The sequence below is a fragment of the Candidatus Cryosericum hinesii genome, assembly GCF_003570985.1.
In the GTDB taxonomy this organism is placed as follows: Bacteria; Caldisericota; Caldisericia; order Cryosericales; family Cryosericaceae; genus Cryosericum; species Cryosericum hinesii.
In genome coordinates this window covers 14,403-29,413 of record NZ_QXIW01000004.1, presented here as the reverse complement: position 1 = coordinate 29,413, position 15,011 = coordinate 14,403, and the positions used below count along the sequence as shown (strand labels likewise).

14 protein-coding genes are annotated in these 15,011 nt (G+C 58.6%); 10 read left to right on the top strand and 4 right to left on the bottom strand.

Annotated features, from left to right (window positions below; all coding sequences use genetic code 11):
* The first annotated feature begins 231 nt into the window (after positions 1-231).
* Genes rpmH through mnmE form a run of 6 tightly spaced genes read left to right on the top strand, consistent with a single transcriptional unit; the run spans position 232 to position 4,017 of the window.
* Entirely contained in the window at positions 232-369 is a 138-nt protein-coding gene (gene rpmH / locus SMC3_RS00875; RefSeq protein WP_119086787.1) for a 50S ribosomal protein L34, read from the top strand.
* A 46-nt stretch (positions 370-415) separates the two neighbouring features.
* Complete coding sequence (gene rnpA, locus SMC3_RS00870) at positions 416-742, top strand: ribonuclease P protein component (RefSeq protein ID WP_119086786.1); 327 nt, start codon at positions 416-418, stop codon at positions 740-742.
* Positions 739-1,017, top strand: a complete 279-nt coding sequence (gene yidD, locus SMC3_RS00865; RefSeq protein WP_119086785.1) for a membrane protein insertion efficiency factor YidD — start codon at positions 739-741, stop codon at positions 1,015-1,017. Before rnpA ends, yidD begins: the two co-directional genes overlap by 4 nt.
* Complete coding sequence (yidC, locus tag SMC3_RS00860; RefSeq protein WP_119086784.1) at positions 995-2,155, top strand: YidC/Oxa1 family membrane protein insertase; 1,161 nt, start codon at positions 995-997, stop codon at positions 2,153-2,155. The genes yidD and yidC overlap by 23 nt, the downstream gene beginning before the upstream one ends.
* 11 nt (positions 2,156-2,166) lie before the next feature.
* Positions 2,167-2,634 carry a protein jag gene (locus SMC3_RS00855; RefSeq protein ID WP_119086783.1) on the top strand — a complete coding sequence of 156 codons (468 nt, stop codon included), beginning with the start codon at positions 2,167-2,169 and terminating at the stop codon, positions 2,632-2,634.
* A 12-nt stretch (positions 2,635-2,646) separates the two neighbouring features.
* Positions 2,647-4,017 carry a tRNA uridine-5-carboxymethylaminomethyl(34) synthesis GTPase MnmE gene (gene mnmE, locus SMC3_RS00850; protein WP_119086782.1) on the top strand — a complete coding sequence of 457 codons (1,371 nt, stop codon included), beginning with the start codon at positions 2,647-2,649 and terminating at the stop codon, positions 4,015-4,017.
* A gap of 113 nt (positions 4,018-4,130) precedes the next feature.
* Here mnmE and SMC3_RS00845 read toward each other — a convergent pair whose 3' ends face one another.
* From SMC3_RS00845 to SMC3_RS00835, 3 genes are read right to left on the bottom strand one after another with little or no spacing between them, the layout of a single operon-like run.
* Positions 4,131-5,822: an extracellular solute-binding protein gene (locus SMC3_RS00845; RefSeq protein ID WP_119086781.1), complete on the bottom strand. Its 1,692-nt coding sequence runs from the start codon at positions 5,820-5,822 to the stop codon at positions 4,131-4,133.
* A gap of 50 nt (positions 5,823-5,872) precedes the next feature.
* A complete protein-coding gene (locus SMC3_RS00840) occupies positions 5,873-6,718 on the bottom strand; it encodes a carbohydrate ABC transporter permease (RefSeq protein WP_119086780.1) in 846 nt (281 codons plus the stop codon).
* 9 nt (positions 6,719-6,727) lie between these two features.
* A complete protein-coding gene (locus SMC3_RS00835) occupies positions 6,728-7,630 on the bottom strand; it encodes a carbohydrate ABC transporter permease (RefSeq protein WP_119086779.1) in 903 nt (300 codons plus the stop codon).
* Positions 7,631-7,837: 207 nt separating this feature from the next.
* Between SMC3_RS00835 and SMC3_RS00830 the strand changes: the two genes are divergently transcribed.
* Together SMC3_RS00830 and SMC3_RS00825 are read left to right on the top strand one after the other, a co-directional pair.
* Positions 7,838-9,586 (top strand): glucosyl-3-phosphoglycerate synthase, encoded by a 1,749-nt coding sequence (locus tag SMC3_RS00830; RefSeq protein WP_119086778.1) that lies wholly within the window; start codon positions 7,838-7,840, stop codon positions 9,584-9,586.
* Positions 9,587-9,601: 15 nt separating this feature from the next.
* Entirely contained in the window at positions 9,602-11,239 is a 1,638-nt protein-coding gene (locus tag SMC3_RS00825) for an alpha-glucosidase (RefSeq protein WP_119086777.1), read from the top strand.
* Positions 11,240-11,255: 16 nt separating this feature from the next.
* Here SMC3_RS00825 and SMC3_RS00820 read toward each other — a convergent pair whose 3' ends face one another.
* Positions 11,256-12,134 carry a PAS domain-containing protein gene (locus SMC3_RS00820; protein ID WP_119089720.1) on the bottom strand — a complete coding sequence of 293 codons (879 nt, stop codon included), beginning with the start codon at positions 12,132-12,134 and terminating at the stop codon, positions 11,256-11,258.
* Positions 12,135-12,416: 282 nt separating this feature from the next.
* Between SMC3_RS00820 and SMC3_RS00815 the strand changes: the two genes are divergently transcribed.
* Complete coding sequence (locus SMC3_RS00815) at positions 12,417-13,742, top strand: hypothetical protein (protein ID WP_119086775.1); 1,326 nt, start codon at positions 12,417-12,419, stop codon at positions 13,740-13,742.
* Between the two features lie 31 nt (positions 13,743-13,773).
* The coding region (locus SMC3_RS09315; RefSeq protein WP_119089719.1) for an MFS transporter at positions 13,774-15,011 on the top strand (1,238 nt) is incomplete at its 3' end.

Genomic DNA, 15,011 nt, shown 5'->3' with positions numbered 1-15,011 from the left:
AAAGCACTCTGGAGATCGGAGGCGGGCTGATACTCGACCGGCCCTGTTTCTTCATGAATCGCTCACGCCGCTGATAATGCCCGGACCAGCCCATATTCCTGCCGGGCATGTCATTGCGAACCCGCTTGTAGACAGATGAAGCTCTGTGCCGCTTATAATGCGCGGTCGCTTTGACAACCACGCTCTTTCCTCTATGATATAAAAGAGTTTCATCAGTGGAGGTATCGAACAATGAGAACTACTTACTCACCTAAGAACCGCAAGCGCAATCGCACCCTTGGCTTCCTGAGCCGCATGAGGAGCCATGGTGGACGGAATGTTCTCGCCCGCAGGAGACTCAAAGGGCGTAAGAAGCTCATCGTCGCATAGGCGTCCGTCCGCTCCGCGGATGGTTGACCTGTTGGTGCAGTAGCAGTTGGCAAGACTGTGGAAACGAATCCCAGGCAGCGTATACAAGAAGGCCTTCGACAACTCGAAGGCCTATCATGGTGCGTTGATCGTGGTTTTTGTATCTCCCGCCTTTATGCATGTGGTGGGTTTCACTGCTTCCCGCAAGGTAGGAGAATCCGTTGAGCGCAACCGTGCCAGACGTCTCATGAAAGAAGCGTTCCGCTCTGTCTCGCCCAGCCTCATGCCCGACTTTGCCTATGTCCTGGTGGCTCGCAAGCCCATTGTCGTCTCTTCCGTCGACGATGTCCGGCGTGAGCTGGCACGACTTACGGCCCAGTACCACCAGCGATGAAGAAGGTCGTTACATTTCTGCTGCGCTTCTATCGTCGATTCCTCTCTCCACTCAAGGGCGCGACCTGCATCTACTATCCAACGTGTTCGGAGTATACGCTCGAGGCTGTCGAGCGATATGGTGTCCTAACCGGGCTATGGCTCGGCCTCAAGCGTATTCTTCGGTGTCATCCATATCATCGGGGAGGGTTCGACCCTGTACCCGACCTGCATCGCGACTGCGCGCATTCAACTCACACCCTGGAGGTTTCCATTGATTCAGAAAAGCTCCCGTAAGAACACGTACAGACTGTTGCTCGTCGTCACCCTGCTCCTTGGCGCCCTGACGCTAGCCGGCTGCGTCGGAGCCGCCGCGCCCGTCGCGAGCTCCGACCCTGTGGGCATTGGTCTCGCGGCAGTGGCACGCCCATTGGAGAACGTCGGAATCAACATTACCATCAAGAACAACATGACCAAGTTTGTGAGTGACGTGAAGGTTCAGATTGTCTCCATCGATGGCAATCCGGGCATTGCTCCCTTCGCCCTCTGGCAGACTCCCGACGCCTCCGTTGCACTGACTGCCCCCCTCATGCCCGGCAAGAGCATACAGGTGAAGCTGCTCCTGCAGCAAAAGACTCCGGCCGCCATCAAGTCCTACGCAGTTAATGTCAGCGTCTCCTACAAGGATGGCGACGGCGTTGCAGTCACCAAGATCATCCCGAATGTCGGCATCGTTAGAATCGGCAGCATCAACTTCCTGTCCGCCGGAATCCGCTGGATCATCGCACAACTGAACGATCTTGTCCACAGTTATGCCTTGGCCATCATCCTGCTCACGCTGGGCCTCAAGCTCCTCACTGAGCCGCTTACTCGCATGCAGTTCAAGTCGACGGTCGACATGCAGAAGCTGCAGCCGCAGCTCGCCAAACTCAAGGCAAAGTATCCGAGCAAGGATGACGCCACGAAACTGAATCAGGAGACGATGCAGTTGTACAAGGACAATAACGTCAACCTGTTCAGCGGGTGCCTGCCTCTACTGGTGCAGTGGCCCGTTTTCCTGGCCCTGTTCACGGCCATCAATAATTACTCGCCCTTCAACAACGCACCATTCCTTTGGGCACCTGCCCTGTCCATGGCTTCGAGCGCGCTTCCACTGGCCACCAGGTTCATCATGCCCGTCATCGTTGCGGCTTCGACCTACGTGCAGTCCATCACTTCCTTCATCCCGGGACAGGATCGGTCTCAGACAGCAATGCTGACGTACTTCATGCCACTGCTGCTCGGCTATTGGGCATACGGTTTCAGTATCGCCCTGGCGCTGTACTGGGCGCTCTTCTCCCTGTTCTCGGCAGGACAGCAGTACCTGGTCATCAGGCGCCTCACCAAAGACATGCCCGCTCTGGAACCTGTCGTCAAGAAGTCGACAAAGAAGTAGGAGGCACTACCATGAGACTTTCCAAACACGCTGAGCAACTGGTCACAGAGTTCCTTGTCGATTTCTTCAAGGCACTTGACGAGAACCCTGAGATTCAGGTAGCATATACAGACGGCGACCCGTATATCAACATCACCGGGCTCACCGGAAACGGCACATTCCTCACCAGGGACCAAACATGCCTGTCCGCCCTGCAGCACATCGTAAACGTCGTAGCACACAAGGACCGCGAGGGTGCCCCCGGCATCGTCACCGTTGACGTCGACGGGTACGTCATGCGCCAGCGCGAGATGCTGAAGCGCATGGCCATCGACGCCGCTCTACGCGTCAAGCGTGAGAAACAGGCGGTCATGCTCCAGCCCATGAGCGCCAAGGCGCGACGCATCATCCATGTGACCCTCAAGGACTACCCGGGTATCACGACGCACAGCGAAGGCCGTGACCCACAGCGCAGGGTCATCGTCGAACTCACGAGGTAACAGGAGCGGCGCATGCCGCACGTTTCCACCATTGCCGCTCTTGCCACCGCCCGTGGCAGTAGCGGCATCGGTATCATACGACTCAGCGGCCCGGACTCCTGGACAATCGTGGAGCAGCTGACCCCGGGCCAGCCCACGCTTGTGGACCGTATGGCCAACCTGCGACGCATCTGTCGCCCGACGAGCGGAGAAGTTCTGGACCAGGGGATCGTCCTGCCGATGCGCGGCCCTCGTTCGTATACAGGCGAGGATACCGTCGAACTGCAGCTGCACGGAAGCCCTCTTCTGCTGGACAGCGTTCTCGGGGCCTGCATAGAACTTGGGGCAGAGCCTGCCCGTCCGGGGGAGTTCACGTTCAGGGCATTGCTGGCAGGCAAGCTGTCCCTCCTGAAGGCTGAAGCGGTGCGCGATCTCGTGGATGCAGGGTCCGACGAAGAACTCTCCCTGGCCAGGAAATCGCTGTTCACGAATACGTCTCAGCCTTTTCGCGGGGTCCTGAGCCTGATCACGAAATCCCTTGCATCCATCGAGGGGCCGGTCGACTTTCCCGACCAGTTCACGGAGGAGGACGAGGGAGACGCACTGCGTGGAGCCACAAGTCTTGCAGCAGGGGCACACGCAGACATCCAGAAGCTCCTCGCAGACGCGCAGGCAACCGCGCAGTTGCATCACGGCGTCACAGTCGTCATCGCCGGTGCGCCCAACGTCGGCAAGTCCTCTCTGATGAACGCCCTGCTCAAGTATCCCAGAGTCATCGTGTCGGACATCCCCGGAACGACCCGTGACTCGGTAGCGGAAGAGATCCTCCTGGGAAGACACCGGGTTACCTTGGTCGACACGGCCGGCATAGGTACAACCCCTGCCGACATCCTCGACAGTCTGGCAGGTGAACGGGCGCGCCAATCCATCGATCGCGCGGACATCGTCCTGATCGTCCTCGATGCCGAAACAGGACTCCAGCCATACGAACGTGACCTTCTCGATCGCGCCCGTTCATTACCCCATCTCGTGGCCGTGAACAAGATCGATGCCGGACCCGTCCCCGTGGGTCTCGAGGCAGAAGTCGGCGAACCAGTGCTGGGTATCTCCGCCACGGAAGGGACCGAACTCGACGCACTTACCGTTCGCCTGACGAAGCTCGTCGAGACAGCTGCCGGGACGGTCGCAACCAGGCAGATGGTGACGCATCGACAAGCTGCAGAACTCACGATCGCCGACCGTGCGCTGGGCGATTTCATGAACTCAAGCGCGACGGCTTCTTCCGATGTCCTCGCGTATCTTCTCGGCGAAGCCCGTGAAGCGATGCAACGACTTCTGGGTGAACACATCACCCCCGATGAGATCCTCGCAACCGTCTTCAGCACCTTCTGTATCGGCAAGTAGCATGCAACAATTGCCTGTGCCCTGATACTAACGATGGTGTGATCATAAACAGGAGGGGGCGCAGCATGCTGCGCCCCCTCTTTCGTTTCTATGGAGCAATAAACCTTTCGACGTTACGGTTGGATGACCGCCTGAACGTCCTGGGCCATCTTCGCGAGACCGGCAGCAACTGTCACCTTGCCGAGGTAGATACTCTGCAGATCTGCGGTGATCTTGTTGCGCGCATCGTTCCATCCACCAGTCGGCGGTTCGAGAACTGCTCCGTCCAGCTGTTCCAGGCCCGCTTTGGTCTCGGGCTTGGCTGCGTACGCTGCGATGAGGACTGGATCCTTGAGGGAACTCTGGCGAGCCGGCATATAGCCGGTCTGTGCTGCCCAGACGGCCTGCGTATGAGCCGAGGTAAACCACTTGATGAACGCCCATGCAGCATCTTTCTGGCGCTGCGTGTACTTGGGAGCATTGCCGAACATGACAATGTTGGTGCCGTAGAGTGCTGCGGCCTGGCCTGCAGGTCCGGCGGGCAGAGGTGCTTCGCCCAGCTCAAACTTGTCCCCGACAGCCTGTTCGTAGTACGTGCGACCCGCCACGGAGCCAAATGTCATGCCAGCCTTGCCGTTACCAATATCAGTCTGGTCGCCATAAGCTGTCGTGTAGTGCATGAATTTCTTGGCATACAGGTCGGCGAACAGCTGTGTTGCAGTCTTGGCAGCGCTGCTGTTGCCAAACAGGACGTTGTCATACGTGTCGCTCAGGACTTTGCCGCCGTATGCATAGACCAGCCCGTACCAGAGATCGACGGATGGCGTGTGCGAAGCGCCCCACTGTGTCTGGTTGCCCTTGTCGTCAGTCTTGGTGAGCTTGACACAGTCGTCGGCAAACTCCTGCCACGTCGCCGGCGCATGTGTGATGCCGGCAGCTTTGAACATGTCTTTGTTATAGTAGAGCACTACGTTGGACTTGTTGAACGGCATCATATAGCGCTTGCCGTCGGCGAGTTTCGACGAATCCCACATCTTGGGGAAGAAGTCAGCGATGTCTGTCTTCGACAGACCATTGGCACCGTTGATGTAGCTGTCGAACGTGCTGAGATAGAACCCGGTGGCATACTGAGCGGCCCAGTTCTCATACGCCTGTGCGATAAGGGGCGGATCCTTTGCCGCAATGGAACCGATGGTCTTCGTCTGCAGCGTGGTGTAGTCGGCCATCTGAACCAGCTGAACCTCCATGCTCGGATGTGTCGCGTTGAACTCTGTGGTCAGCCCGGTGAGGGACTTGCCGAGTGCTGCAGCCATGGCTTCCCAGAACGGGACGATTGCTTTGTTCTTCAGCCAATCCATCGAGAACTGGACGGTGACTTGCTTGAGCGCAGCATTCCATGCAGTGGTTGCACCCATGGACTCGGCAACGAAACGCATTGGGACGACGGTCTTGCTATTGATGATCGCAGCAGGAGCATCCAGCGTGACGTCGTAGTCATTGACCTTGGCGACCGTCTTGTCAATCGTCAGGGCAATCTTGTTGCCCGCCAGCGTGATGTTGGCGGTCCTGGTCACAGCGTCCCACACTAGCGTGGCTCCCATAGCCTCAGTGATGAAGCGCAGTGGAACCAGTGTGCGGCCGTTCTTGATCACAGCGCCCTGCTCGAGCGTTGTGGTCTTTCCGTTGACAGTACCCGTGTTCTTACCGATGTAAACCACGATCGTTGTTATCGACTCAGCCTTGGCACTCGGAACAGCAGCGAGCACCGAAGTGAATGCTACAAGCAACGCCAATACAGTAGCCAGCAACTTACGTGCGTTGAGCATACTTCCTCCCCTGGAAAATCGGATGGTGACGTTCAACTCCATTAAGACGGCTACCCCTTGATACCGCCCCCGCCAATGCCCTCAATAAACTGCCTCTGCACAAAGAAGAACAGGATGACGATGGGGATCGTCGTGAAAACCGATGCTGCAGCCAGCTGAGACCACTGCTGCCCTTTCTCGCCCAGGAAAGCGTTCAGAGCAACCTCGATCAGCTGCTTGTTTTGCGACTGGGTCATGACCGTGGGCCACAGGAATGATGTCCACGAACCAAGGAACGAATTGATGGCGATCGTCACGATCGCGGGCTTCGCGAGCGGCAAGGCGATGCTCCGGAAATAGCGCAGGCGCGATGCGCCGTCGATCTGTGCCGCCTCCCAGAGCTCCTTGGGCATCGACATGAAGTATTGCCGCAACAGGAAGATGCCGAATACGCTCGCTGCGAAGGGGATAATCAGCGCATAGAACTTGTCATACCATCCGAGTGTCCGGATGATGAGGAAGTTCGGGATCAGCGTCGTCGCCGCGGGGATCATCATGACGCTGAGGACGAGGTTGAACAGCACCTCTTTCCCCCTGAAGTCGATGCAGGCAAAAGCAAAGGCGGCGAGGGACGACGTCACCAGGGAAATCAATGTCGCAGCGACTGCCACGAAGAGCGTATTGCCGAAGTAGCGCAGCCATGGCGCGGAGTTCCAGGCGTCGATGTAGTTCTGGAACGTCGCGTGCCTGGGCCAGAACTGGGGTGGAACGTTAAAGACGGCGTCCTGAGGCTGCAGTGACGTGACAATCATCCAGTAGAACGGGAACACGACCAGAATAAAGAGTCCTGCTATGGCAAGATAGAGGAGAACTCTGGTGACCCTGTTCCAGAAGATGGACTGTCGCATCGTCGTCATGTCACACCATCATCCGTAGAAGACCTTGCGTCCGGTCACCTTACGCTGGAGCATCGTCAAGAGGAAAATGATGGCAAACAGCCCTATGGAAACTGCGCTGGCGTAGCCGAAATGCATCTGCCCAAAAGCTTGCTGATAAAGGTAGTAGCCTGTCGTTGTCGTTGAATCGACTGGTCCCCCTTGCGTCAGGACAGCCACCTGCGTAAACATCTTGAACGCGCTGATCGTATAGATGATCACGACGAAGTAGGTGGAAGGGGAGATCATGGGCCACGTGACATGCCAGAAGGTCCTCCATCCGCTGGCTCCGTCGATCTGTGCAGCCTCGAGGAGCTCGGTCGGTACCTTGGACAGGGCAGCCATGAAGATGATGACCGCAAACCCAATGTCATGCCACGTCGAGTAAAGGATCATCGCGGGCATCGCCGACGCCGTGTCCGTCAGCCACCTGCTGACTGGCAGACCCACGAAGCGCAGTGTCGCGTTGAGCATGCCGTAGTCGGGGTTGAAAATGTAGAGCCAGATGATGGACGTGGCGACCAGCGGCGTAATGTAGGGGATGAAGAACCCCATGCGCCAGAATGTCCGTCCCCGGACTTTCGCGTTGAGGAGCACGGCGATCAGCAGTGAAACGGCGACCGCAATCGGGACACTACCTACCGTGAAATAGAGTGTCCTCAACACCGAACCCCAGAAATCACCTGAGGTGAGCATCTGCCTGAAATTGCCAGGTCCCACGAAGATGCTCTGGCCGACAAGGTTCGTGTCGAACAAGCTGAGGCCAACGACGATGAACGCCGGAAGGAAGGTGAAGACAAAAAGAACGAGTGTCGAGGGGAGAGTAAAGAGCCAGCCAGCGACGTTGTCGCGGATAACCTGTTTTCGTCTTGCCGGCGTAAGTTTGTTGTCCATGCCCCAAACACCTCTAGACCGTAGTTTCAAGTCCGTAACGACTTGGCCAGGTGGACTGAGCTTTTTAGTATAACATTGGCAATCTGCAAGTCAAAAGAGACAGTGAGCACGCCGGCAGCCTTCCCAATACAGTCTGGAAGTGACAGAAGCCGTGCTTCTGCTATACTCTTGGAAACAGGGTACATTCTACGGAGAGGGAGTTGGAAATTGACACAACACTTTATTGAACTCACAGCACCGAAGCGGCTCATGGCCAAGGTCGCATTTGCTCGCTCGGCTGGCGCTGCCGGAGATGTTGTCCTTGTCCTTCCCAAAACACCGGATGAGGAAATCGGCCGTGTCCACCGTCTGGTAGCAGCGGCTCGCAAGGCACTTGGGGCCGAATCGATACCCTTCCAGATCGTCGAGATCGACGAGGCAATCCGCCTGGCAACGTCGGGAGATCCTTCCCGGGCACTCGTGATCGACCTCGACCTCGTGCATCACGAGAACGCCGGCCTGCTCGAGTCCGCCTGTAGTTCGAGCTCGCAGGTCATCGGTTACAAGCTCCATCAGAACCCTTCCAGGGCGGCGGCCATCTTCGCCCGCGGCGACTCCAATGCCGCCCTTGCCGGGACGGTGGTGCGCCGGCTTACCGAGGCCGGAGTCGTGGACACGGCGAGCTTTGTCCACGTCACTCATGCAGGCGAGTCTGCGACCGTCGATGATAGCGTCCTCGAGGCGTATGGTAAGGTGAAGGCTGAACTGCCACAGGCCCGTCTCGCCATCGAACAGGCCGAGGACACCGTGGAATCCGCCATTGAACACTGTTCGCGTCAGTACGGCCTGCTCGTCCTTGGACTGCCACAGCACCCGAGAAAGCGCTCGGTAACCGAGCACCTGCTTGCGCAGGTCATAGCAGGACTGCTCCGCGCGACCGCCGTATTCGTCTACGCGCGCGGTGCAGAGGTTGAGCAGTTATCAGACACGACGAAAGCCATCGAGCCCTGGATCCTCAAGAACACGTTCTCCCAGGACGAATTTGCGGACATCGACCGGCTCCTCCAGGCCAAGCGTGACCGGCATGTATCGATCTCTCTCATCCTGCCGGCGCTCAATGAGGAAAAAACGGTTGGGCAGGTCATCGACGCCTTCAAGGGCCCCCTGATGGACGAACGGCCGCTACTCGACGAGATCATCCTCATGGACAGCGACAGTGGCGACAACACACGTGCCATAGCGACCGCACGCGGCATCCCCGTCTATATCCACCAGCAGGTACGCCCGGACCTCGGAACCTATGCCGGCAAGGGCGAGGCGATGTGGAAAGCACTGTTCGTCGCAAAAGGAGACATTCTCGTCTTCGTCGACACCGACCTGTCCAATCCCAACCCGTCATTTGTCTCCGGACTTGTCGGCCCTCTTCTTCTGGACGAGCGCCTGAACTTCATCAAGGGTTTCTACCGCAGACCCGTGCGTGTCGTCAACGAGTTCGTGGAAGTGGGCGGCGGCCGTGTCACGGAGCTTACCGCACGCCCCCTGCTGAACCTCTGGTATCCGGAACTCGGAGGGCTGTTCCAGCCACTTGCGGGAACCATCGCAGCACGTGCCGGCATCCTGCGCGAGCTGCACTTCATGACCGGCTATGGCGTCGAGATCGGGAATGTCATCGAATACGTCCGCAAGTACGGCATCGATGGTCTGGCCCAATCGGAGCTGGGCGAGATCATCCACCGCAATCAGCCCCTGGAAGCACTGTCCAAAATGTCGTTCCAAGTTCTGGAAGCCTTCTTTCGGCTGTCGCACGGCCTGATGGCCCCTGGCATGGCTGACCACATGAACGGAGTCCTGCGGCAACCCTTCCTCTCGGACACGGGTTTTACGCTGTATCAGGCACGCCTCGGGCAGGAGGTGAGGCCTCCGATGTTCTCGGTGCCGCCTCTCGATCCTCCCGCTTCAGTCGCACCACCCGTGTGACACCAGAAAACCAATATGATTGCGACTGACGCTCAGAGCCAACCCTGGTGGAAACGGGGCGTCATTTATCACTGCTATGTCCGCAGTTTCATGGACAGCAACGGCGATGGCATCGGAGACCTTCCTGGTCTGACCAGCAAGCTGGACGTCCTGCGGGACGGTACGCCCTCTTCCCTTGGCATCGAGGGCCTGTGGTTGTCGCCCGTCTACCCGTCGCCCAACCGCGATTTCGGATACGACATCAGCGACTACCGCTCGATTGACCCCATGTATGGTACGATGGAAGACTTCGACCGCCTCGTGGCCGGTGCCTGTGCACGGGGTCTTCACCTCATCATGGACCTTGTCGTCAATCACAGTTCGACCGAGCACACCTGGTTCAAACAGGCACGCACGTCCCGCGAGAACCCATTCCACGACTACTACCTCTGGAGCGATGGAGCCAATGGCAGACCCCCCAACAACTGGGGCTCGACATTCGGAGGCTCGGCCTGGGAATGGAACGAACAGACCTATGAGTTTTACCTGCACAGCTTCCTCAAGGAACAGGCGGACCTGAACTGGCGCAACCCCCGGCTTCGTGAAGAGATCCACGACATCATGCGGTTCTGGATGGACCGGGGTGTCGACGGCTTCCGTCTCGACGTCGCCAATTACTACGTCAAGGACGCCATGCTTCGGGGCAACTCTCACGAGTTTGTCATTGCTCAGCCCATGCCCGGCAACCCTTCGAAGACGCTGTTCATCCCGATGTCGCGCGAGGTGTACGACCACACCGTGGATCAGCCGGAGACGCACGACGCCCTGCGGGAAATGCGCGGCGTCATTGACGAGAAGCCCGGGCACATGATGGTGGGTGAGATCGCACAGCGCACGCAGGGTCAGGTGCTGTCCTATTACGGGGATGGCAACAGTGAGCTGAACCTGGTGTTCAATTTCTTCTTCTTCGTTCGACATTTCCGGGCGAAGGACTTCCGCGACATCATCCAGCAAACCCTCGACCTGCTGCCCGAGGGCGCCTGGCCCGCCTGGGTCCTGAGCAACCATGACGTCGTGCGTGCGGTATCGCGCTACCATCTCACACCGCCGATGACGAAGAGCATGATAGGACTCCTTCTTACGCTCAAGGGGACCCCGTTCCTCTACAATGGAGAGGAATTGGGGCTTGCAAACACGCCGCTCCCGAAGAGACTCCTTCAGGACCCTGTGGGCAAGAAATACTGGCCCTTGCCGGTCGGCCGGGACGGCGAACGCACGCCGATGCCGTGGAATGCGACACCCGACCGCGGCTTCACCACGGGAACCCCGTGGCTGCCCGTCAGCGCACCAGCCATGTCGTACAGTACAGAGTCGGCAGACCCGACGTCGGTGCTGAACTTCACGAGACGGCTCAGCTGGTTCAGGTCGCACCATTCCGCGTTAAATGCAGGCGATCTGTCAATCGTTGCCGGTCCGTCGGACACCTGCCTCTGCTTCACGCGCAGATCCTCAGTAGAACACCTGACGATTACGATTAACCTGTCCGACCAGACCGTCGCGATCCCACGGGGCAGCTTCACGTCAGACCAGATTTCCCTGTTCACCACAGAGGAGCAGCCATCCACGGACAGTCTGGCTCCCTGGGAGGTCAGGATAGCGGCTGCTCTGGCATAACCCAGAGGACGGGTGGTCAGTTCGCTACGTGAGAGCTCTTCCGTCCAGTGATATCCCGGCCAATGATCACAACCATGTCAGGACTCCCTTCCGTCCTGACCAGCGCACCGCTGACTTCAACCTGTCGGACCGAACCCGAGACGTTCTGGACGTCAAAAACCTCAAGTGACTCGGGTCCTCCGAGCAGCAGCCGGTCAAAGAACGCCACGCCACGACTGCGATCAGCAGGCTCGATAACATCGACCACGTCCCGGCCGGCGAGCGAAGGTGCAGGCACGCCAAGGAACTCGCACAAGCGGGCATTCGCCAGGATGATATGCCTGTCCAGACTGACCATGCAGATGTGCTCGGACGACCTGTTCAGGAACGCATCCAACTGCTCCCGACTCTTCTTGAGTTCCAGTTCGTTCCTGCGCATCTCGGTGATGTCAAACCCGATGCCGACCACGCTGGCGACAGAGCCACGGATGTCGAAGACCGGCATCTTGACCACGTGGAGCTTGATGTGGCTGTCGCCGTGAATCTCGTCGTAGTCACGCTCCCAGCGGCGTCCCGTGGCAATAACGGTGTTGTCCGTCTGCTCGAACTCCGTCGCCCGCTCGGGCTCGTACAGCTCCCGGTCCGTGTGCCCCAGCAGATGGCTGAGCGAGTTGTCATTCCACGTCGGCCTGGCAGGGTTGTACTGCGCCCACATCAGGTTCGCCGCCTGATACCGGTGATCGAGCGTTTTGAGCCAGATGGCCGCTGGAAGGTTGTCCATCAGGATGCGGGCGAACGCCCGTGATTCCTCCAGTGCTTCCATGCTCTCCTGCCGGGCAAGAAACCTCTGCTGGAGAATGAGGGCACGGACCGCTGCCCAGATCAGAGCGCCGCTGACGATGATGGCGATCACCATCAGCACTTCCTGGCCAATGGTCAGGTTGTCGGCNNCCGGTCCTCGCCCGCCTGAACCACCATTTCGGCCTTCCTGTCGCACCTGCTCCCTTACGATGACTGCTGGTTACTGGATTATCCGAGTTCATCTGTCCACCTTCTCTCTTGACATCTTTGAGCGTAGCCGTCATGGATAACCTGTCAAACGCGCCCGAACAGCGTAGACCACCCGGAGCCTCTCCTTGACAAAGGAAGAGGGCCCGCTAGAACATTGAAGGGAAGGACCNNCCGACTGGAGGCAACGATGAAAGTCAGCATCATTGGTGGAGGGGGGACAAGAGTCCCGATTCTCGTGGGCGCTCTCCTTGACCTTCAGGAACGGCTCGGCCTCACGGAGATCTCACTGGTCGATCCCGACGACGAACGGTTCGCCACCATGGATAAGGTCGTATCGGCCATCGTCAAGGGCAGAAACAGCACGGTCGAGATCTCGCACGCCAGTACGTTCCGCGAGTGCGTGACCGGAGCATCCTTCGTCATCGCCGCCATACGCGTGGGTGGCGACCATATGCGTACGCTGGACGAACGCATCCCCCTCTCGATGGATGTTCTGGGGCAGGAGACGGTCGGCGCAGGCGGCTTTGCCATGGCTGTCCGCACTATCCCCGTCGTGCTGGACATGCTCAACGAGCTGCGCGAGGTTGCGCCCGACGCCTGGTTCATCAACCTCACGAATCCGTCGGGGATCATCACGCAGGCCATGGTCAGCCATGCAGGCTTTCACAACGTCGTCGGCATCTGTGATGCGCCAACTTCCATCGGCATCCTGCTGGCCTATCTCCTCAAGGTCCAACCGGAAGACCTGGTCCTGGACTACTACGGGCTGAACCACTGCGGTTTCGTCAAGAGCGTCTACGCTCTTGGGCACGACGTGCTGCCCCAGATCCTTTCCATGATCGACCATGTGCCCAATTTCGAGGCGATGACACACTTCTCACCTGCATTCGTCCAACGCCTCGGCAAACTACCCAACGGGTACATCTGGTACTACGCGTTCAAGCGCGAATCGCTCGCAGCTGTCAAGGCTGCCGGGGAAACTCGCGGCGAGGAAGTAGAACGCCTCAATGCACAACTTGTAGCCGATCTCATGGCAACCAGCGACCCGCTGGCCACATATCAGGCATATCTCGGCAAACGCGAGGACGGTCACCTCGCAGAGGAGTATCGGACCGCCATGAGCCTCAAGAGTGGCGAAGGATACAGTGCTGTTGCCATGGATGTGCTTCTCGGCCTCGCAGGCAAGGGTCAGTCCGTCGTCCCCGTCAATGTCATGAACCGTGGGGCGATTGCAGGCCTTGCCCTCGACGATGTCGTCGAGGTCCCGTCACTGATCACTGAACGGCTCATCCGCCCGCTGGCAGTCGGGCCCATCGACAGGGAGTCACAACTGCTTATCGAGCAGGTGAAACTGTACGAGAGGTCCCTCGTCGACGCAGTCGCCTACCGCGACCTCGGGGCTCTCATCGAGGCTCTGGCGCTCAATCCGCTGGTACCATCGCCGGCCGTGGCACGAGATCTCGTCCTGGCGTTCAAAGAGCAGGAAGCCCCATACTTCGATAGCTTCAAGTAGCCGCACACATCCGCAATTTGTTGGAGGCAGCATGAACTTCTGGAAAAAGCTTGCATACAGCTTCGGTTCGATGGGGGCAGGCCTGCCGGAAAATGCATTCACGGCCTGGGCGTTGTATCTCTATGTGGACAAGCTGGGTTTTCCACAACAGCTGTTCGCGACCGCCATGCTCATCTACACGATCTGGAACTGTATCAACGACCCGCTGTTCGGATTCTGGTCCGACCGCACACATACCCGGTGGGGACGGCGCATCCCGTACATCGTCCTGGGGACTCTACCCCTGGCCCTGGCCTTCTACCTCATCTGGGTCCCACCGGCCAGTTTGCTCACGCCGGCCGGTATGTTCACGCCGGCACTGTTCTGGTACTACCTCGCCGTTATCTTTGCGTTCGATGGATTCTATACCATCGTCATCATCAACTGGACGTCCCTGTACCCCGAGACATTCTCGAGCACGAGCGATCGCAGCACCGTCAATGCCTGGCGCCAGGCAATCGGAATCCTGGGCGCGATGGCCGGTCTGGCCGCGACGCCGTTGATCGTCGCAAAGCTCGGGTGGAGAGGCATGGGGATCATCTTTGGGGCAATCACTGCCATCTCCATCTTCATCTCGCTGTTAGGCTCAAAGGAGAATATACATGCCCCCGGTGAACCTCTGCCACTGGGACCTGCCATCAGAAACACACTGGCAAACAGGTCGTTCCTGACGTTCGTCATGTTCAACCTGTTTGTGAACTCGGTCATCGTGCTGGTACCCCAGGTGATACCCTTCTTCGCCAAATACGTTCTGCGCATTTCGGACGCCCAGAGCAGTCTTATCATGGCGCCCATCTTCATCGTCGCCATGCTCACCCAAATCTTCTGGTCGAAGGTCGTTGTCCGCAGGGGTGTTCGCACGACGGCCATCATCGCCTGCGTTCTGTTTGGTCTGACACTGCTTCCACTGGGACTGGTCCGGACGATGCCGCAGGCCATCACCGGTTTTGCCATCGTAGGTGTCGGCCTGGGAGCTCTTCTTCTGGTAGGTGACATCATGGTCGCCGACATCTGTGACGAGGACTACCTCAAGACGCACACACGGAGGGAAGGCATGTACTACGGCGTCAATGCACTCATCATCCGCATGAGCGTTGCAATCTCCGCCGGTACCATCTCGCTTGTCCAGACGATCACCGGGTACAGAGCCGTGGCAAACCCCGCGCTGATGGCGCCGACCGCTGTCATAGGCTTCAGAGTCCTGGTCAGCGCTGTTCCGGCCGCACTGAT